A 19,547-nucleotide genomic window follows, 5' to 3' on the forward strand; every position below is an offset into this window, starting at 1 on the left:
AATTTCAATTGGTGTATCGCACTGGAAAGGACAAGAGGACTCTATACATGAGGCAATCAAAAATGCAGATAATGCGCTGTATAAAGCTAAGCGTAATGGGCGAAATCGCACTGAACTGTAATAGAAGCTCTTAGGTCATGGTTAGCCTCTCTTGTCAGACTATAAACTCTGGGGGAGGTAAGTTCTGTCTGGTAGACTGGCTCTGTAAGATTTCTAATAGCTCAAATGATTAAAGTTTCGATTACGCCTAGTTTAGCTACTTTGTTGTATCGAGCATCGCTACTTTCAAGGCTATTTAGCTATATACTAGGTAAGTGAACTATAGGTGACATAGGGTTCGTGAGAGTGGTTAATACAAATATTAAAGAATATGATGATTTAGTAGATAAGTACTCAGGTGTTCTACTATCTGAGTTAACAGAACAGCTCGGAGATGAACAGACTGCACTATATGTAACAGTTTTGACTTTTGAAACTCTCTGGTTATTTCTGAAAAGTAATGCACCCCCTCACAACATTCTCAGGTGGCTACACATTCGCGCAAAATACATACAGTCGGCGAAAGTTAATAGCCATTAACCCCTAGTCATTTGACTGTTCAAAGACGCTACTAAAAAGAATTGATGTCATATTTGGACAAAGTTCATCCAACTTCCCTTAAGGTGTTAAATAGAGTTGTTAAGTTAAGTAATGTATGGCAATAAGTGAGCGCTGAGTTTCTGTGTAAGTGCATCATAATCAAAGACACAAAAAGTCAGCAATTTGGATTGCTGACTTTGCATACCCTATTTAGCACGAGGGAGCCGTCGTACTCCCATTTAGAGTCGGAGCTATACTTTGAAACGTTCAACCAAAGAGGATAACTCTTTAACCTTGATATTTAAGTCTTCGCTACCACGCTTATTGTCCTGAGCGAGCTTGGAAGCATCATCGCTTTGTTCTGATATAACCACGACTCTCTGAGATATTTCTTGTCCAACTACACTTTGTTGGCTGGTCGCAGTGGCAATTAGAGCGTTCATGTCTAAAATGTCTTGCACAGATTCTTGGATTTTACGAAGAGCGGAAGTCGCTGAGTTAGCTTGAGAGACAGTATCGATACTGCGTTTATGACTCTTGTCCATTACGGTAACAGCATCATCTGAAGCAGCTTTCAGCCGCTGTATGATATCGTGAATGTCTCCAGTACTGTCCTGCGTACGACTTGCTAGTTTACGGACTTCATCTGCCACTACAGCAAAGCCACGACCTTGATCTCCAGCTCGCGCAGCTTCGATGGCTGCATTCAGTGCTAACAAGTTAGTTTGCTCAGCGATCTCCTGAATAATATCAAGTGATGATGAAATGTTCTTTACATCGCCCTCAAGCTTGGATATCACAATACTTGCTTGAGCTACCTCTTCTGATAAAGCTGATACAGAACTTGCTGTAGCCACAACGACTTGATGCGCAACACTAACATTATCTTCTGCTTCCCGTGCAGAATCCGCAGCTTGACCAGCATTATTCGATATCTCTGCCGCTGTCGCTGTCATTTCTGTCATCGCTGTCGCTACTTGTTCTGTCTCTTTTTGCTGACCAGCAGAAAGTTGAGCTGAATCCGAAGCTCTCTGATTCATCGCTTTGCTCTCTTGAACAACTTGCTGACTTACATTTCTAACTTGGTTGATAATCTCTTGAAGACTCGCTACAAATGTATTGAAATCTTCACTAAGAGCATTAAATTCCCTTGCTTTAAAGCTTTCCATGCGAGCTGTCAAATCAGCATCACCACTAGCGAAAGAACGGATAGAGTTACTAAAGAGTTCAAGTGGTCTCATAACGCTTCTATTCACTAGATATGCCATGAAAGCAACGCTCAGCATAACGACGACGCTAATTAGAATCAGTGTCCAAAGACTTTGATCTAATCTATCTAAAGCACTTTTTTCCATATGCATCAGTTCTTGTTCTACATCGTCGGTGTAGATACCGGCACCTAAAGTCAGATCCCATTGTGGAATATAAATAGAGTAACTAAGCTTGGGCAGTGGTGATGAACTGCCAGGTTTAGGGAAGTAATACGTTGTGAATTTTTCAGCCTTTGCATTCTTAATTAATTCTTGAACAAAATAGCTGCCATTCGAGTCCTTGAGATTATAAAAGCTTTGACCAATACCTACGTTACTTTTTCCTAGAAGTAGTCTTATGCCTTTTGAGTCATACCCAAATAGATACCCTGAATCACCGAACTTAACATTTCTCAAAAGAGAAATGGCATCTTCACGAGACGCTTTTGTTTGTTTTAGTGGAGCTAAGGCACTATCTGCGATTTCTAGGTAGGTTCGTAGTTCAGCCTTCTTCATTTCTATCATCGTTTCGTGGGCGCTAGCAATTTGATCTGAGCTTAAACGTCTGGCTTCAATTGAGGCCTCTAACATCATTGCGATAGATACAATGATCACTGGTAAGAAAGACAAAACATAAAGTCGATGTCTAATGGTCAAATTCATGACGTATTCCTTTCATTATTTGTATTCGTGCATACTAGATGAAAAGCTAACGGACATTAAAGCACTACTTGTAATGGCCGCAGTATAAAACAATGTGGTTACATGATTGGAAGCTTACAATACATGAAATATTCCGTGCAATTTAAACTACTGACAATCTGTCGCGCAAAGATCAACTCATTTTTGCTATATCTTCTCAAACATGAACTATAAATAAGTAAAGGTTAATTGTTGGTAAGAGAGACCTATGCCTGAAATTGAGTTGCTCTAACGGTTGACTTCATATATCGCATTATTAGGAAGAACTTGTTAAGGCTGGTTATCTTGTGGTGATGTGTGGTGGGCCGTTTTAAACCTAGAATAATAGATAGCTCGACTTACTTTGCTTATCATGAGGTACGTTTGTTGCGATTGTAGTCGTTTAACTCAGATAGACGCTAAACAGAAGGTTATTGCCTAAGATTCAGCTTTCTAAGGTATTGTAAAAAATTGAGCACGTGAGGTCAGTGACGCAAAAGTGAGTGGTGAGCACTAGTCACGTCACCTCCCTCACGGTATTTAGCATAACTCAATTTGTATAAATAACCTACTTCACTATATTTGATTATCCAGCATCTGAATTATCAACCCTTGTCCAGATAACTCGTTGATGGACCGACAGAAGCAAAAAAATGGGGAGCGTAATTGCTCCCCATTGTCGATTTTTATCGTTGCTGGTGGTATTACTTTTCTGTGATGGCTTCACAGCCTTCAGGAACGGTGATGCTCGCTACGTCCTTACCTTCCTGTTGCGCCGCTTTCACATCCATTTTGTATTGAGTACATTTGCCCACACTGACGTTGACGGCTCCCGAATCTGCGGATGGGTTGCCGCCCAGTGTTCCACCAGCGAACGCTGAAGAGGTTGAGAAAACTAACGCTGTGGTAATAAGTAGAGATGACTTGTTCATAGTTGATCCTTACGAGTTGGTTGAGTGTGTTATTGAGGAATTAGGAGTTAGAAGGTGTAGACAAAGGTGCCAGCGCTGGAGGTGACTTCGATTTCTTTCACGTTGTCTACGGTGCAGTTGTTGCTGTATCCGGTGTAGGTTTGGCCGAACTGCAATGAAACGTTTCTTGATAGCTCTGAGGTTGTGCCTGCGGGTAATCGGCAGTTGCCTCGGTTAATCACCACATCGCTTATTACGGTGTTGTCGGTGATGGCTTGCAGGTCAAAGACCAATGTTCCCCAGTGAGGGTTAGTTGATATCGACACTTCAATATCAGCCGTTGCTGCTTGAGTCTCTTCTTGGTCGCCACAAGCGGTGAGCCCGATAAACAGGATGCTCATAGCGGCGTATCGGAGTAGTGTGTTGATTAATGTCATAACGGTGCTCTCCTTATCGGTGAGTGAAATTCAGGATGCACTGACTCCATCGTGTTCACGCATGAACCGTTCAAGGTTGAAATCAGTCGGATAGGTAAAAGAAAACGTCGATACACTGGCCTCATCAATCAAAGGCAAGGCGAGGGTGCGTATCGTGTGTTGACCGGATAATCGAAAGAGCAGCAAGAGCGCGTCACACTGAACCGAGAGTCCCAGAGGCTCAATGAGCGCCTTCTCTTGCTGCAATACTTGGCTCGATATCTTGAGCATACGGTTGTGCAGTAATGCCGTATGTACCGCATTCAACACTTGCCGTTGCTCGTCATTCCACTCGCGAATAGTGGGCAAAGCCACATGTACTTTTGCTAACCATGCTTGCTCTTTTGAATGTGCTGAACCCTTGTGTGGTAAGGGTTTGTCTCTCTCCGAGGAGGACCCTTGCCCATAATTCAGTGCATCAGGAACTAGCGGTAGTAAGTACTTGTTGGTCAGTTGCCAATAGAGCATTTCCTGCTTGTTGAGCTTCAGTAATTGCTCTGAGGTTTTCCGATAAACATGGGGCATGCTCATCGAATCACACTCCACATTAAACACCTCCACAATGATGTCATCGAGGTAGCGTTTAATGCTGCGCGTGGTGCGGTGGATATCGAGTAGGGCTAACTGCTGCTGCAACTCCCTAACGGTGATCCATCGATGTTGAGGAATAAGCATCAGCGTGTGCAGCAAAGCGGATAACCCTTCAATGCTGGTTTTATTGCTCATGACTACGCTCTCAATACATCAAAGCTCCACACCGGAGTCGGACATTTAATGTCGGGAGAATAGAGGTGGGTCAGACACATAATGTCCAACGGTGAAAACAGCATCAATCGGCTTCACTAAAGCGTGAGCCGATTAACATTAACGAGGCTTATGCTTATCACTGAGCTCGGCAATCGCTACCAATAACCCAATTAACAGCACCACTAGAAACCCTAAAGTGGATAGGGCTCCAATAGCGCCGAAGAATGGGGAAAGGGAGAACAACGTAATGAGGGCAGTGACAAGTTTGATGATTTGTAGAAGAAGGGAAGTCATGAGCTATTGCGGGGTGACGGCTATCTCGTTGTAAGCGTCCGTATCGACATAGGCCAGAAAGTTATTCTCCCATAGGCGATACAGCTCTTTGGCATCACGGCTACCTTGTATTGGTAGCCAGCCACGATAGGCCACAAAGAACTGCCCAACCCGAAAATCAAAATCCAAGTTGCGCTCTAGCTCTGGATAGTAGTTGCCCATATAAGCAAAGTCGGTGATGTACTCAATGCTCCATTCCCCTGTTGAGGTTTGGCATATCGCCATCTCAACCGGATGGAAGCCGCCTTCTTCCGCGCTGTATGTTTTATCGCGAAAGTTAAACACCAGATAACGGCTGGTGGTCAGTGCTTCATTGCTCAGCAAATGAGCGGTGAGCTGTTCACTTAACAGCTTATGCAGTTTCTTTGACACAGGTAGTAATGATGCTGTGAAGGTTAATTTGGACATAGTGAGTCCTCCTTGTTTCAGGATTCAAATAAGAAATGAGAGAGTGAGAATTTAGTGGAACGTACCGACCATCGTCAGTTGCACGTCATCAAAGACGTTTCTGGAAAGGTGACGAGCAAAGGCTTTCATCCATACCGAGAGTAGCTCTTGTACCTCTGGGTGGGATAAATCAGTGCTCCCCACATCGGGTTGATAGCACCAGCGATTAGCCAGATGAAAGTACAACTCAGGCTCAACGGTTGTGCTGTTGTCATCGGGATAAGAGAAGCTGGCAAAGAACACCACCAGCCACGGGCTTGATACAGACTTTCGCTTTAGTTGCACCTCTATCGGATGCAAACCTTGTCGATGTCGGTAGTAACTCATTTGGCGGCAGTTCAATACGAGTCGTTCCGCATTGTCCAAGATGTTGTATCTATTAAGAAGTGCTTCCAGTGACGCATGTAAAGCGTCATCAATAGAAAGCTCACCATAATGTTGTTCAATCATAACCACCCCCTTTCGGCAAACGAGGTGCAGGTATCACCTGTCACGATATGGTCAAGTACGCGAACATCCACCAGCGCAAGCGCATCTTTAAGTCTGTCGGTTATGCGTCTATCGGCTTGAGACGGCGTTGAGTCACCGGATGGATGGTTATGGGCAAATATCACCGCTGCGGCATTGACTTCCAACACTACTTTCACTACTTCTCTTGGGTAGACGCTGGCCGCGTCCACCGTTCCTTGAAACAGTTCTTTAAACTCAATCAGTCGGTTTTGGTTATCCAGTAGCAATAAGGCAAACACTTCACGTTCATAGCTGCCTAGCTTACAGCGCACATACTCTTTAGTGGCATCAGGGTTGATTAGGGCATCTCCACGCACGTAGCGCGTAGCCAGTATCTCAGCGGCATGCTCTAGGATTTCATTTTCCTGATAGCGTTGCTGCTTTTGGTAATCGGAAGTTTTGGGATTCATTTCAGGCTCCTGTCGGAATCAATGATGGGGGTTCACATTGATGACATATGCCTGAATATTTTTGGATTTAATGAGGAAAGCAGGTGACGTAAGGGGTAAGGCAGTATGATAGAGTCGTTTGGTGATTAAATGTACACATTTGTTGCAATTCTGGAGCAGCTATTGCTGACATAACTACAATCTGAATGTTTGTTAGTTTTTATTATTAGCCAAAGTCAGGAAGTTCTTGATTTTGTGACTGTTGGTCTCTTTCCCCAACAAACTTAGCGTATCTCTTAACAACAGACTCTTGAGAACTGAAAATATGGATATGTGCCTTCTTAGCCAACTTAGTATTTAGTTTTTGTACCATTGTTAAGTTCACTTTAAGTGTTCCATTTGGATATTTGTTCGAGCTGCTGATTATCAATGCATATTTAGGTGATAATGGGTAATAAAGGTCACACTCATTAATTGAAACTTGTTTTATTTCATCAGTAAGTGATTCATGCACGTTTATAACTGGTTGGTCACTGGTGATAAATGGTTCTTCAGTATGGTTAGTTAACATGCAGTAGTTGTCAAAATGATTGCTTTGGTAAAGGGATGCACCAAAATTCTCACCAATTATGTAGTTACTGAACCATCTACATTCCGTTGAGATTTTTGCTAAATATTGTTGGTTGTCGTGCTTCTTTGGGAGGCGGTTAGTTATTACATTAGCGGTGGATCTGAATGATTTGGTTCTAGCGAATTGATGTCCAAGAAAATGACAAAAATGGATAAAGTGATTTTCATTGTCTAATACTGATAATCGACCTTTAGCTAGTTTTGATATTACAGGCTTAGCTCGTTCCTCGAGTGCGGTATACTTATTCTCTAGCCAATTTTCTTTGGCAGCCTTTATCTCCTGTTGAACTTCAATTGAAGTTTCGTACTCTTCGACAAATTGTTCAAGTCGCTGAAGAGCTAGGAACTCCTGCAGCAATCGCAGGTGTTCTTGTTCTGTTTCTGGTGAGCTAAGAGCCGCTAGAGCTTTAAGACAAGCTATATGGTCGTTGGTCAAATGCTGGACTTTGTAAAAGAATTTCTCTTTTGCGACCAATTTGGTGCTTTCATGTATAACTTTGCCTTTTGCAGTAACAAACCATACTTTTTTGGAGTTTGACCAGTTCCTAAGGTAATGAGCCCAAACATAGTGATGTTCTTTCTTGATTTGTAGGTGCTTAGGTAAACTTACTTGCAACTTTCTCTACCTTATTTATCAGTTTCCATCTTGTGGTTTAGATGCATGGTGTATTTTACTTCATTTTAACTTTTAATGTATGAACTCATACTACGTACCGTACAAAGGCTTGTTACAGCACTTGTTTTTGACGACATTTATTAACTACGTGGCTGATTACGTTAAAAAAATACCATCTAGATTGAGAGGCGATCAATTCGCCTCTCTCTTTCACTCGCGTATCGCGATCTCACCTAAGGGTACGTAACGTGCTTTATTATCCTCTCTGTAAAAATTTTTCTTTTTGACTTGCCATCCGTAACGAATGTACTTGGTATCAGTAAGGTAATAACCTTCTCCCATGGCAAAGCGCTCACGGTGTTCCACGCTTTTTTCTGGATCGTTAAGAAAAGCCGTTTCTGGGTGATTAAGACATGCTTTGCGCAGTTCTGGGAATAGGTTTCGAGAGTGTTTCGACCAAGCAAGAATGATGGTCTTTAACGTTTTGGTGTGAAACTCCCCTGCATACGACTCACTGCTTTCAGCGTCATAGTCAGTCAGTGTTGCAACAATCACACCCTTTGCCCATTGTGGTACTACTAAGGTCTCTTGAAACGCCTCCTCCGCTTGTTGATGTTCACGCCATGCTTGTTCTAAAGCTTGTTCTTTTGCCTTTTCTTTCGCGGCTTCTTCGGCTTTAGCTTGCTCCTCGACTTGTTTTACCTGTAAACGTCCTAGGTCGACAAATGAGAGATCTAATTCATAAGTGTGGATGAGTTCGATTAACTGCTGGTGGTGCTTATCGTAAAGCCAAGGTTTATCGACATCCCCTCTATGTTGGAGGTAATAACGAACCATACTTAAGCAGTGCTCAGCAAAGCTGTGGTCATTACCACTACATCCTAAATCTAGGCGGCATTCATGCTGATGCTCATTATCAAAGGTCACGGTTACTTTTGTTTTATCGTATCCGCCTAATGGGTTGCGTTTGGCAACTGCCAGCGCTTTCTTTTCAAATTCACTAAAATCATAAAGTGTTTCTTCTGTGAACTCGCGGGATTCAGACCAGTGGACAAGAACCGTGAGTGGTTTGATTTTTTTTGTCTCTAGCGTAAGTAATGAATCTGACTGGTCTATAGATGAGCTGTTTGGGTTATCTTGATGTGTTGTTTGCATAGGTTGTTCCTTTTTACGAATGAAATAAAAAGACCACCTTGTTATCAAGGTGGCCTCTAGAGTGGTGGGTGAACGTGCTTCTTGGTCGTTAAGCTGGTGGAATAGTCGTTCCTTTTTCGATTAATGGGGGTAATGCATAGTGATGAAATATATTTGAAAAAATTTGGATTCGAATTGATGGTAGGGGCAGAAGGGAGATGCTGAATGGTGGAGCATTTTGGCTAAAACAAAAAAATTACATATGAAACCGGAGCGCGGAAGTTTGGTTCTGCGCATTGTTGATTCTTCAATTCTCCCGTATTCTCCGTGTTTCAGAATGGATAAAGAGTTCGCGAGCGCACAATTCGGTGGTTGCTCAAATAGTTGTGGTTAAAAAAGCAGCGATATGGTTAAAGCCAGCTTAGAAAAACACTTAGGGGTTTGCCTTTGAAAATAGGTTCCCATCGGCTTTTACGTCGGTGGTTTGGGCGTTTAAGAGTGACGTTCTCCATGAGTGGGTACAAGAGCAAGAAACTCAGCTGAACTGAGTCCCTGAACACAATATTACGAACATGTGCCGACTGTTTTCACGATGTCGGTCAATAGTTGAAATGAATTGAGTAGAATATGAATAAGCAACAATTAGCGGCAAAAATCTGGGAATCAGCAAACCAGATGCGTTCAAAGATCGAAGCAAACGAATACAAAGACTACATCTTAGGTTTCATATTTTATAAGTATCTCAGCGATCAACAGGTGGAGTTCGTCACCAAAGAAGGGATGACGCCCGATGAAATCAGAGCGCTAACAGAAGAAGATGCTGAAACAGTTAAATACATTCAAGACAATCTAGGCTATTTCATCGCTTACGATAATTTGTTTTCAACATGGGTTGATCCAAAGTCTGACTTTGACGAATCTAACGTACGTGATGCGCTTTCTGCTTTTAGCCGTTTAATTTCTCCTACTTACAAAAAGTTGTTTGAAGGCATCTTTACTACTCTCGAAACAGGGTTAAGCAAACTTGGAGAAAGTGCGGGTAAGCGAACTAAAGCTATTAGCGACTTGCTGCACTTAATCAAAAGTATCCCAATGAACTCTAAGCAAGGCTATGATGTTCTGGGTTATATTTACGAGTACCTGATTGAAAAGTTTGCGGCTAATGCGGGTAAAAAAGCTGGGGAGTTTTACACACCTCATGAGGTCTCGGTTCTCATGTCGTACATCGTTGCTCATGAACTCAAAAATAAAGACACCATTGAGATTTACGATCCAACTTCTGGCTCTGGCTCACTCCTTATTAATATCGGTGAGGCTGTTGAAAAGTACGCTAAAAACAAAGACAGCATTACCTATTATGCCCAAGAGTTAAAAGCGAACACCTATAACCTAACCCGTATGAATTTGATCATGCGTGGTATTAAAGCCAGCAACATTAAAACTCGTAATGGCGATACTTTAGAAGACGATTGGCCGTACTTCGATGAGAACGATCCACAAGGCACTTACGATGCTCTATACGTGGACGCCGTTGTTTCTAACCCACCTTATTCACAACAATGGGACCCTAGCTATAAAGATAGCGATCCTCGTTATTCGCGTTTTGGTCTCGCCCCAAAAACCAAAGCTGATTTTGCCTTTTTATTACACGATCTCTATCACCTAAAACCTGATGGCATTATGACCATTGTTTTACCTCATGGTGTGTTGTTCCGTGGTGGTGAAGAGGGGGAGATCCGCAAGCAGCTTATTGAGCAGAACCACATTGATGCCATTATTGGTTTGCCGAGTAATATCTTTTTTGGTACGGGTATTCCAACTGTGATTTTAGTACTTAAGCAAAAGCGTCAGAATACCGATGTATTGGTTGTTGATGCGTCTAAGCACTTTATTAAAGAAGGTAAAAACAACAAGCTACAAGCGAGTGATATTAAGCGTATCGTTGATGTTGTTATCAATCGTGAAAGTATCGATAAATTCTCACAAGTCGTGAGTAAAGAAACCCTGCGCAGCAATGGCTACAACTTAAACATACCACGCTATGTAGATTCTTCATCAGCGGCTGAAAGTTGGGACTTACATGCTACCATGTTAGGCGGTATTCCTAACCGTGAAATTGATGAACTCAATGCATACTGGCTTGCTTTCCCACAGCTACGCAGCGCTTTGTTTGCGGCTAAATCTTCTGCGTACAGTGAGCTAGCTATTGCTAAAGACGCTGTCAATACGAGCATTAGCAGTCATCCACAAGTAGTTGAGTTTATCGCGGCTTACAAACAGGCTTTTGTTGGGTTTGATGACGACTTAAAAACCAAACTAATCAAAGGTTGGCAAGGGGTTAACCGCAATCAACAAGAGGCTTCATTAAGTGCTGATCTCTTTAACCGATTAAGTCCCATTACTTTAATCGACAAATACCAAGCCTATCAGCTTCTAAACAACCAATGGCAAATCATTAGCGCCGATTTAGAAATGATGCAAACGGAAGGTTTTGATGCAACGAAGCAAGTTGACCCAAATATCGTTATCAAGAAAAAAGACGGTAAAGATACTGAAGTACAAAATGGCTACAAAGGCCACATCATGCCATTTGATTTAGTGCAACAAACCTACTTGAGCGATGACTTGGCTGCATTAGCACAACAAGAAAACCGCTTGGCTGAAATTGCTAGCACGCTGGAAGAAATTTTAGAGTCTTTAAGCGAAGAAGACAAAGAACAAGATACGGTCAAAGAAAGTAAAGATGCCTTTGCCAATGCGGAAGTGGCAAAAGCAGCTAAGGTATTCTTAAAAGAACAAAAAGACAGCAAGGTCAAATTTGCCGAAGACAGCTTGGAGCCAGACGTTAGTTATAAGGCCAAAATTATTCGTGCGAACAAACTGATTGATGAAGAAAAAACCTTGAAAAAAGCAGTTAAAGAAGCAGCTACTCAACTACACCTAAAAACGAAATCAACCATCGAGGACTTGAGCGAAGAGCAAGTGAATAACTTGCTGCACCTGAAATGGATTGCACCATTAAGCAGCGAGCTTGCTGCTATGCCAAATAGTGTGATTACCGAGCTCACTAGCAAGGTGCAAGCCCTTACCGACAAATATGCTGTGACCTACTCGCAAGTGGCCAATGAAATCAAAACCACTGAACAAAAGTTGGCAGATATGATGGGCGAATTGACTGGCAATGAGTTTGATATGCAGGGCTTGAATGAGCTCACCAACTTATTGAAGGGCGCATAAGATGAGTGTTGAAGAAAAAGAGCCTGAGATTCGCTTTAAGAGATTTAGTGGGGAGTGGGAGGATATTAGCTTATTGGAAAGTATTGAAAGGGTTATAGACTTTCGAGGCCGTACACCTAAAAAACTAGGCTTAGATTGGAGTCCTTCAGGATATCGAGCATTATCGGCTTTAAATGTTAAGCAAGGCTATATTGATTTTTCAATTGATCCTCATTTCGGTGATCAGGAGCTGTATGATAAATGGATGAGTGGTTCTGAACTCCATCAGGGGCAAGTTCTTTTCACGACTGAAGCTCCAATGGGAAATGTTGCGCAAGTGCCTAATGCGGATAAATACATTTTAAGTCAGAGAACAATTGCTTTTGTAGTTAAACCAAAAGTTATTACAGATGACTTTCTCGCAGTTTTGTTAAGAAGTTCCAAAGTATTTCGAGAGCTTTCAGCATTATCAAGTGGTGGGACAGCAAAAGGGGTAAGTCAAAAGGCTTTAGCCAATTTAAATGTTCTTATACCAAGTGATTTGGATGAGCAAACGGCCATCGGCAATTACTTCCAAAAGCTCGATAGCCTAATCAATCAGCACCAACAAAAGCATGACAAGCTCAGTAACATCAAAACAGCCATGCTGGAAAGGATGTTCCCCAAACAAGGTGAAACCGTTCCAGAAATCCGCTTTAAAGGATTTAGTGGGGAGTGGGAAGAGAAGCCCTTTGGAACATGCTTTGCTAACGTACCAAACAATACCCTTTCTCGAGCTGAGCTAAACTACCGAACTGGATTGGCAAAAAACATTCACTATGGAGACGTATTAATTAAATTTGGTGAAACTTTAGATGCAGATAGTGAACTGATACCGTTTATTACAAATAATGATGTTGCTAATAAGCTGAAACATACCGCTTTGCAGAGTGGTGACATAGTGATTGCTGATGCTGCCGAAGATAATACTGTTGGTAAGTGTGTAGAATTAATCAATGTAGGTGATCTGTTGGTTTTTTCTGGATTGCACACTATTGCTGTTAGGCCAACCCTGCCTTTTGGTTCTAAGTATCTTGGTTACTACTTAAACTCAGCTTCATACCATGACCAGCTTTCATCATTGATGCAAGGAACAAAAGTACTATCAATATCAAAGACCGCAATACAGAACACTCTTGTCGTATTTCCAAATAACGTTGAAGAGCAAGCTGCTATAGGTAATTATTTCCAAAAACTCGATGCACTGATCAATCAACACCAACAACAGATCACTAAACTCAATAACATCAAGCAGGCCTGCTTGAGCAAAATGTTTGTCTAGCAGGGAGCGTGTATGACTACCTTTAAAACCGAAGCACAATTTGAGCAGGCTTTTATTGAAGTTCTCACCCAAAAAGGGTGGGAACCAGAAGTGCTCAAAAACAAAACAGAAGCGGAGTTGCTGCAAAACTGGGCAAACATTTTGTTTGAAAACAATCGCCAACAAGATCGCTTAAACGATGTGCCACTGACTGCAACGGAAATGCAGCAGATTATTGAGCAAATCAAAGAGCTGAAAACACCACTCAAGCTCAATGGGCTAATAAATGGCAAAACTGTAGCCATTAAGCGTGATAACCCTGATGACTTGCTGCACTATGGCAAAGAAGTCAGCTTAAAAATTTATGACCGCCAAGAAATTGCAGCGGGTCAAAGCCGTTACCAAATTGCGCAGCAACCAAAGTTTGAACGGGGAAGTCCGTTACGTAACGATCGGCGTGGTGATGTGTTGTTACTGATTAATGGGATGCCCGTTATTCATATTGAGCTAAAACGCAGTGGTGTTCCGGTAAGTCAAGCAGTCAACCAAATTGAAAAGTACTCGAAAGAAGGCATTTTTAACGGTCTGTTTTCGCTCATCCAAGTCTTTGTTGCTATGGAACCAAATGAGGCTAAATACTTTGCTAACCCCGGACTAGATGGCAAGTTTAACCCTGATTACCAATTTCATTGGGCCGATTTTAATAATGAGCCAGTGAACCATTGGAAAGATATTGCCTCGACGTTGTTATCCATCCCAATGGCGCACCAGTTGATTGGTTTTTACACCGTTGCCGATGATACCGATGGCGTGCTGAAGGTGATGCGCAGTTATCAGTACTACGCTGCGAATGCAATATCGGACCGAGTGGCAAAAACTAGCTGGAAGCAGTTAGGTGGCGTAAACAATAAAGACAGGCTTGGTGGTTATGTGTGGCATACCACTGGATCTGGTAAAACTATGACCAGCTTTAAGTCAGCGCAGTTGATTGCTCAATCAAAAGACGCCGATAAAGTGATTTTCTTAATGGATCGCATAGAGCTTGGTACTCAGTCTCTAATTGAATATCAAGGGTTTGCCAGTGATGGAGAAGAGATACAAGCCACCGAAAATACACATGTACTTGTGACCAAGCTAAAGAGCACTGCGCCAGCTGATACCTTAATTGTTAGTTCTATTCAAAAAATGAGCAATATTTTTGAAGAAACGGATAATGAGGGAGTTGCAACAAATTCGGCTGATATTGAAAAGATTCGCGCTAAGCGCTTGGTGTTTATTATTGATGAGGCGCACCGCTCAACGATGAGTGGAGGCAAAGAAGATAAAGAAGGCATGCTGGTAAGGGTAAAAAAACCTTCCCTAAAGCACTTTTCTTTGGTTTTACTGGTACGCCCATTCATGAAGAAAACCAAGTCAACAGTAATACGACCACTGATGTGTTTGGTAACGAGTTGCATCGCTACAGTATTGCTGATGGTATCCGTGATGGAAACGTGTTGGGTTTTGACCCTTACAAAGTGTCTACTTTCAAGGACGGCGAACTAAGAAAAGAAATCGCCTTACAGCAAGCTAAGGCCAACTCGGTTACTGATGCGATGGCAGATCCTGCCAAAAAGAAAAAGTTTAATCACTTTATGAATGATGTGCCGATGGCGGGTTATAAAGATGCCACTGGCAAATATCATAAAGGCATTGAAGACTATGTCCCTAAAAGCCAGTATTTGACGGATGCCCACCAAGAAAAAGTCGTCGCTGACATCTTGGATAAATGGGATGTGCTGAGCCAAGGCAGTAAATTTCACGCCATTTTTGCCACGAATAGTATCGCTGAGGCGATTGATTATTATCACCGTTTAAAAGCAGAAAAACCTGAACTAAAAATATCAGCCCTATTTGACCCTAACATTGATAACGATGGTAGTGGCGAACGAGGTCCAACATTTAAAGGTGATGGTCTCGAAGAGATTATGGCCGATTATAACGCCCGCTATGGCCTAGAGTTTGATTTTGCCCGTCATTCGGCCTTTAAAAAAGATATCGCCGCGCGGCTTGCTCATAAAGAACAATATAAGAATATTCACAAAGAACCTTCAAAGCAGCTGGACTTACTGATCGTGGTCGATCAAATGCTGACTGGATTTGATTCCAAGTGGGTGAATACTTTGTATTTAGATAAGGTGATTAAGTACCAGAATATCATTCAGGCTTTCTCGCGTACCAATCGTTTGTTTGGTCCCGATAAACCCCACGGTATTATTCGTTATTATCGCTATCCACATACCATGGAGCAGCACATTAACGATGCAGTCAAACTTTACTCCGGCGATAAACCTATTGGACTGTTTGTTGATAGGCTGGTAAGTAACATTGAACTTATGAATCGGTTGTCAGCGGATATCTCTGAACTGTTTGCTAGTGCGGGTATTGAAAATTTTGAAACACTGCCAGACGATGTAGAACTCTGTGCTAAGTTTACCGAATTATTTAATACCTTTAACAAGCACCTAGAAGCAGCCAAAGTACAAGGTCTGAATTGGGAGCAGTCTACCTATACTGACTCATTAGAAGGCGAGAGCGGTGTTGAGCGTGAGGTCACTCTGGCTATAGATGAACTCACTTACATGAGCTTAGTTCAACGTTATAAAGAGCTTGCTGGTAAAAGGGACGGCAATGGTGACGGTTCAGGTAGTGATGTTCCTTTTGATATCAGTGGTTATTTAACTGAAATAGACACCGGTAAAATCGACGCCGATTACATGAATAGCCGCTTTGATAAATATCTAAAAGAGCTTAATCAACACCAAGACTCTACTAGCGTTGAAGTCACACTCAATGAGTTACATAAGACATTTGCGTCATTGAGCCAAAGCGAACAAAAGTATGCCAAGCTCTTTTTACACGATTTACAACGTGGAGATGCAAAGTTAATTGAAGGACATACTTTTAGAGACTACATCAATGACTATCAAAATCAGAAAGAACAGTTACGAATAGCCGCTATTGTTGAGGCTCTTGGTTTAGATAAGGATTTACTTCTTCAGTTGATGACTGGTGATGTGAATGAGCAGAACATTAACCGCTTTGGTCGCTTTGATACACTGAAATCAACGGTCGATAGAAGTAAGGCAAAAGTCTACTTTGAGCGCATTGAAGGCGCGACGATCCCCCCGTTCAAACTGAACATGCGCATTGATAAATACCTTCAAGAGTTTATCTTTGGGCAAGCGGAGGATTTTCTGGAAGATAGTCGAATAGACACTCATGAAGAGAGTCAACATGTTTTCCCTAAGCCGCTTGTTTTTGGTGATATTAAGCTCTATCAAGCAAACCAAGTTCTAGAGCTTGAAAACGCTGTTGAGTTGGGTTCAGTTACCTTTAAAACAGATACTTTGTATGAAGACAATCCCGCTTCGTTATTATCCACAGGCTGCTACAGTGAGCTAAAGCAACTTGGGGTGGTGTCTTCTCTTGTTTTAGATACGACTCTTACCGCACTTCTCGAACTCGAACAGGTGACAAAAGATCTTGATCTTCCCCTTTATCAAGAAGGTCGGAGTGGCATTGTTTGGGCTCTCAAAGAGGCGCGAGAAGGAAGTGTCGTTGATGAATTCATTGCGGTTGCTATTCAATATGCAGGTGATGAAAGTTATAAACCATTTATTGATAACATAATTTACGATGGTGCCAAAAGTGCTCTGTTTGCCAGCTTTGTTGTATTGCCCAAAATGGCATACAGCAAACTAAAAGCTAAGCATGAACAACAAAAAGAGCGTAATGCTGAAAAGGCTGCAATTGAAAGTTCGCCAAACGTAATTGATTTCAAAATGAATAAGAAACTAGCTGAAAAATGGAAAGGCACTCAGCACTAGAATTGAAAATAATCGAGCACGTGCTGAATGCGTAAACCTAGGATGTTTTATTGATTGAATTAAATGACTTTCAGTTGTTTGGTACCAGTAACAGAAAGGCTGCCTTTGGCGGCCTCTTCTATATGCCCGCTCCACCAGCTCATCATAGGGCGGCGGCGTTCAAGGTAGTCTGTCCGGTTATAGGCGCTACGCACTTGGTTATCATCAACGTGTGCCAGTGACGCTTCGATCAAGTCACGGTCAAAACCTTGTTCATTGAGTGTAGTACTTGCGAGAGACCGCAGACCGTGGCTAACCAATCTTCCCGCAAAACCCATACGTTTTAGAGCCATATTTGCCGTTTGGCTGTTACATGGTTTCTTCGGATCGCGATCTGAAGGAAATATGTATTCACGGTGGCCGCTTATCGGCTTAATTACTTCTAATAGCGCCAGCATCTGCTCTGTGAGCGGGATGCGGTGCTCTCTTCTTTTTTTCATTCTTTCGGCTGGAATGGTCCATATCTTTTCTTCCCACTCAATCTCATCCCATCTAGCGCCTGCGGCTTCAGAAGGACGAGTCATAGTGTGTAGTTGCCACTCGATTAAACAACGAGTAGTACGCTTTATACTGGCATTGGCGATAGCTCCCATGAGCTCTGGTAACTCATTTGGTGCTAGTGCAGCCATGTTTTCTTTTTTGGGCTTTTTGAAAGCGGCTCGAATACCTGTTAATGGATTAGCTCTTACAAGACCACAGTTTGCTGCGTAGTTCATTATTTCGTTTAAGCGTTGAGATAAGCGTTTAACCGTCTCTAGGCTGCCTTTTGCTTCGATAGGTCTAAGTAGATCAATAACGAGTGGGGCATCGATATCTTTTACTGGCGTATTCGCTATTTGCGGAAATACATGAAGTTCTAGTGAGCGCCAGATATCGACAGCATAGTCTGGAGTGACTTCGTGCTTTTTGAGGTTGAACCAATCTTCAGAGACTTTAGCAAAGGTATGTTCGTAGATTTCTTTGTGAACGAGTTCTTGGCGTTTTCGTTCTTCTTGAGGATCAATCCCCTGAGCTAGTAGCTCTCTGGCTGCCATTGCATTTTTACGAGCATTGGCAAGAGATAAGTCTGGGTATTTACCTAGGCTAAGGTTTGCTCGTTTTCCTGTAATCGGTTTGTAGTAGTTAAAGATCCACTGTTTTGAACCGTTAGGCTTGATACGTAATCGAAGACCATCACCATCAAACAAGTTGTATTCTTTATCCTTGGGCTTCGCTGATTTGATATCTTTGTCTGTTAGTCGAGTAGTTATTTTTGCCATGTTGGGTACACCAGATTAACTCATTAAAGCCAGTGTACCCTGTTGTGTACCCAAAGATCAAAGAAGTAGTGAGACGTCCTTGGATGCTAATGGATGCTAAGTTATTGATTTTTGGTTGTTGTAGGCAAGAAAAAAGACGCCCTAGGACGTCTTTAAACTATGAATTGGTGGAGCTGGCGGGATTTGAACCCGCGTCCGAAAATCATTCACCATTGGTACTACATGCTTAGTCGATCTTTAATTTCGCCACCCACCTGCGAACCGACACGCTAATGAATGACTATCCTGAATTATAATTCGCTGTTCATCTCTCAGGCGGGAAAATCCGAGCTAGCTTGTTTGGGTTTGACTCTTTGTTATTCCCCGTCTTACGAGCGGAAGCTAGGGCAAAGAGGCTCTTAGCAGGGTATTAAGCTGCTAGTGCGTAGTTTTCGTCGTTTGCGACTATTTTTTTGCGGTTTGTTAACGAGGCCTACCGCACCTCGGCATGCACCTCAGACTTCAAAATTCCCGTCGAATCCAGAATCAGCCCCAAGGTTGTTGATGCATAGTACCAGAAAAGCATTGCCTGTCTAGCGCTGTGCGTCTGTTTGGTCAAGATTAACGCAATGAGCTCTTCATTACGCGTGCTTTCTCTCTCGCCCAATCTTTTTCTTTTAAATCATCGCGTTTATCGTGAAGCTTTTTACCTTTCGAAACGCCAACTTTGAGTTTTACCCAAGAGCGAGACCAGTAAAGAGACAGAGCTGTTAAAGTCATACCTTCACGGTTGATTCGACCGAATAGGTTGTCGAGTTCACGACGACTTAATAGCAGTTTACGAACGCGAGTAGGGTTAGCAACAACATGCGTTGAGGCTTGTTGTAGCGGAGTAATAGTCATACCAGAAACAAAAGCTTCTCCGTCTCGCATGAAAACGTAGCTTTCAGCGATATTTGCTTTGCCTTGACGAAGAGATTTAACTTCCCAGCCTTGTAGCTCAAGCCCTGCTTCTACTTCATCTTCAATAAAGTATTCATGGCGAGCTTTTTTGTTAAGCGCGATAGTGTTGCTACCCGCTTTTGTCTTTGAATTTTTCTTTACCATAGTGGGCGCATTATACGGATTTGGTGAATAGATAGGAAATGCTTTTCTTTGCGTAGCATAAGGTTAACTGCGTTG

16 protein-coding genes, 1 other RNA gene and 1 pseudogene are annotated in these 19,547 nt (G+C 42.3%); 5 read left to right on the forward strand and 13 right to left on the reverse strand.

Features of this window, described 5'->3' with window-relative positions; translation table 11 throughout:
- Positions 1-121: diguanylate cyclase (locus L3V23_RS10100; RefSeq protein ID WP_237292396.1), on the forward strand; the 121-nt coding region annotated here is incomplete at its 5' end.
- 709 nt (positions 122-830) lie between these two features.
- Here the strand turns inward: L3V23_RS10100 and L3V23_RS10105 are convergent.
- The 10 genes from L3V23_RS10105 to L3V23_RS10150 all read right to left on the reverse strand — a co-directional run bounded on the left by L3V23_RS10105 (position 831) and on the right by L3V23_RS10150 (position 8,724).
- Positions 831-2,492, reverse strand: coding sequence for a methyl-accepting chemotaxis protein (locus L3V23_RS10105; protein ID WP_237292293.1), 1,662 nt, complete (start codon positions 2,490-2,492; stop codon positions 831-833).
- A 722-nt stretch (positions 2,493-3,214) separates the two neighbouring features.
- Positions 3,215-3,442: a hypothetical protein gene (locus L3V23_RS10110; protein ID WP_237292294.1), complete on the reverse strand. Its 228-nt coding sequence runs from the start codon at positions 3,440-3,442 to the stop codon at positions 3,215-3,217.
- A 47-nt stretch (positions 3,443-3,489) separates the two neighbouring features.
- A complete protein-coding gene (locus L3V23_RS10115) occupies positions 3,490-3,858 on the reverse strand; it encodes a hypothetical protein (RefSeq protein WP_237292295.1) in 369 nt (122 codons plus the stop codon).
- Positions 3,859-3,888: 30 nt separating this feature from the next.
- Complete coding sequence (locus L3V23_RS10120; RefSeq protein ID WP_237292296.1) at positions 3,889-4,623, reverse strand: WYL domain-containing protein; 735 nt, start codon at positions 4,621-4,623, stop codon at positions 3,889-3,891.
- Positions 4,624-4,761: 138 nt separating this feature from the next.
- The gene (locus L3V23_RS10125) at positions 4,762-4,938 is read right to left on the reverse strand and encodes a hypothetical protein (protein ID WP_001914530.1); all 177 of its coding nucleotides are present in this window, start codon (positions 4,936-4,938) and stop codon (positions 4,762-4,764) included.
- A gap of 3 nt (positions 4,939-4,941) precedes the next feature.
- Positions 4,942-5,385 (reverse strand): DUF2787 domain-containing protein, encoded by a 444-nt coding sequence (locus tag L3V23_RS10130; protein ID WP_237292297.1) that lies wholly within the window; start codon positions 5,383-5,385, stop codon positions 4,942-4,944.
- A gap of 51 nt (positions 5,386-5,436) precedes the next feature.
- Entirely contained in the window at positions 5,437-5,874 is a 438-nt protein-coding gene (locus tag L3V23_RS10135) for a DUF2787 domain-containing protein (RefSeq protein ID WP_237292298.1), read from the reverse strand.
- Entirely contained in the window at positions 5,871-6,344 is a 474-nt protein-coding gene (gene radC, locus L3V23_RS10140; RefSeq protein ID WP_237292299.1) for a DNA repair protein RadC, read from the reverse strand. The genes L3V23_RS10135 and radC overlap by 4 nt, the downstream gene beginning before the upstream one ends.
- A gap of 205 nt (positions 6,345-6,549) precedes the next feature.
- Complete coding sequence (locus L3V23_RS10145; protein ID WP_237292300.1) at positions 6,550-7,569, reverse strand: DUF4238 domain-containing protein; 1,020 nt, start codon at positions 7,567-7,569, stop codon at positions 6,550-6,552.
- A 210-nt stretch (positions 7,570-7,779) separates the two neighbouring features.
- Positions 7,780-8,724, reverse strand: a complete 945-nt coding sequence (locus tag L3V23_RS10150) for an LPD25 domain-containing protein (RefSeq protein WP_237292301.1) — start codon at positions 8,722-8,724, stop codon at positions 7,780-7,782.
- Between the two features lie 606 nt (positions 8,725-9,330).
- On the opposite strand from L3V23_RS10150, the gene L3V23_RS10155 reads away from it, so the two are divergent.
- From L3V23_RS10155 to L3V23_RS21420, 4 genes and pseudogenes are all read left to right on the forward strand, one after another.
- Entirely contained in the window at positions 9,331-11,940 is a 2,610-nt protein-coding gene (locus tag L3V23_RS10155) for a type I restriction-modification system subunit M (protein WP_148514217.1), read from the forward strand.
- A gap of 1 nt (position 11,941) precedes the next feature.
- The gene (locus L3V23_RS10160; RefSeq protein ID WP_148514216.1) at positions 11,942-13,240 is read left to right on the forward strand and encodes a restriction endonuclease subunit S; all 1,299 of its coding nucleotides are present in this window, start codon (positions 11,942-11,944) and stop codon (positions 13,238-13,240) included.
- 12 nt (positions 13,241-13,252) lie between these two features.
- Positions 13,253-14,470: pseudogene (locus tag L3V23_RS10165) on the forward strand (type I restriction endonuclease); the annotation flags it as partial.
- A 143-nt stretch (positions 14,471-14,613) separates the two neighbouring features.
- Entirely contained in the window at positions 14,614-17,088 is a 2,475-nt protein-coding gene (locus L3V23_RS21420) for a hypothetical protein (protein ID WP_346656170.1), read from the forward strand.
- A gap of 59 nt (positions 17,089-17,147) precedes the next feature.
- Here the strand turns inward: L3V23_RS21420 and L3V23_RS10175 are convergent, their stop codons facing one another.
- From L3V23_RS10175 to smpB, 3 genes are all read right to left on the reverse strand, one after another.
- A complete protein-coding gene (locus L3V23_RS10175; RefSeq protein WP_148514214.1) occupies positions 17,148-18,386 on the reverse strand; it encodes an integrase domain-containing protein in 1,239 nt (412 codons plus the stop codon).
- A 165-nt stretch (positions 18,387-18,551) separates the two neighbouring features.
- Positions 18,552-18,919: a transfer-messenger RNA gene (ssrA, locus tag L3V23_RS10180) on the reverse strand.
- A 67-nt stretch (positions 18,920-18,986) separates the two neighbouring features.
- Positions 18,987-19,472, reverse strand: a complete 486-nt coding sequence (smpB, locus tag L3V23_RS10185; RefSeq protein WP_042489074.1) for an SsrA-binding protein SmpB — start codon at positions 19,470-19,472, stop codon at positions 18,987-18,989.
- Between the last annotated feature and the right edge of the window lie 75 nt (positions 19,473-19,547).

Source organism: Vibrio sp. A1-b2 (assembly GCF_021726015.1).
Lineage (GTDB): Bacteria > Pseudomonadota > Gammaproteobacteria > Enterobacterales > Vibrionaceae > Vibrio > Vibrio diazotrophicus.

What these genes read in the sequence shown, in the direction of transcription:
- L3V23_RS10105 (WP_237292293.1), bottom strand. Translation starts at nt 2,492, where the DNA reads ATGAATTTGACCATTAGACATCGACTTTATGTTTTGTCTTTCTTACCA.
- L3V23_RS10110 (WP_237292294.1), bottom strand. Translation starts at nt 3,442, where the DNA reads ATGAACAAGTCATCTCTACTTATTACCACAGCGTTAGTTTTCTCAACC.
- L3V23_RS10115 (WP_237292295.1), bottom strand. Translation starts at nt 3,858, where the DNA reads ATGACATTAATCAACACACTACTCCGATACGCCGCTATGAGCATCCTG.
- L3V23_RS10120 (WP_237292296.1), bottom strand. Translation starts at nt 4,623, where the DNA reads ATGAGCAATAAAACCAGCATTGAAGGGTTATCCGCTTTGCTGCACACG.
- L3V23_RS10125 (WP_001914530.1), bottom strand. Translation starts at nt 4,938, where the DNA reads ATGACTTCCCTTCTTCTACAAATCATCAAACTTGTCACTGCCCTCATT.
- L3V23_RS10130 (WP_237292297.1), bottom strand. Translation starts at nt 5,385, where the DNA reads ATGTCCAAATTAACCTTCACAGCATCATTACTACCTGTGTCAAAGAAA.
- L3V23_RS10135 (WP_237292298.1), bottom strand. Translation starts at nt 5,874, where the DNA reads ATGATTGAACAACATTATGGTGAGCTTTCTATTGATGACGCTTTACAT.
- radC (WP_237292299.1), bottom strand. Translation starts at nt 6,344, where the DNA reads ATGAATCCCAAAACTTCCGATTACCAAAAGCAGCAACGCTATCAGGAA.
- L3V23_RS10150 (WP_237292301.1), bottom strand. Translation starts at nt 8,724, where the DNA reads ATGCAAACAACACATCAAGATAACCCAAACAGCTCATCTATAGACCAG.
- L3V23_RS10155 (WP_148514217.1), top strand. Translation starts at nt 9,331, where the DNA reads ATGAATAAGCAACAATTAGCGGCAAAAATCTGGGAATCAGCAAACCAG.
- L3V23_RS10160 (WP_148514216.1), top strand. Translation starts at nt 11,942, where the DNA reads ATGAGTGTTGAAGAAAAAGAGCCTGAGATTCGCTTTAAGAGATTTAGT.
- L3V23_RS10175 (WP_148514214.1), bottom strand. Translation starts at nt 18,386, where the DNA reads ATGGCAAAAATAACTACTCGACTAACAGACAAAGATATCAAATCAGCG.
- smpB (WP_042489074.1), bottom strand. Translation starts at nt 19,472, where the DNA reads ATGGTAAAGAAAAATTCAAAGACAAAAGCGGGTAGCAACACTATCGCG.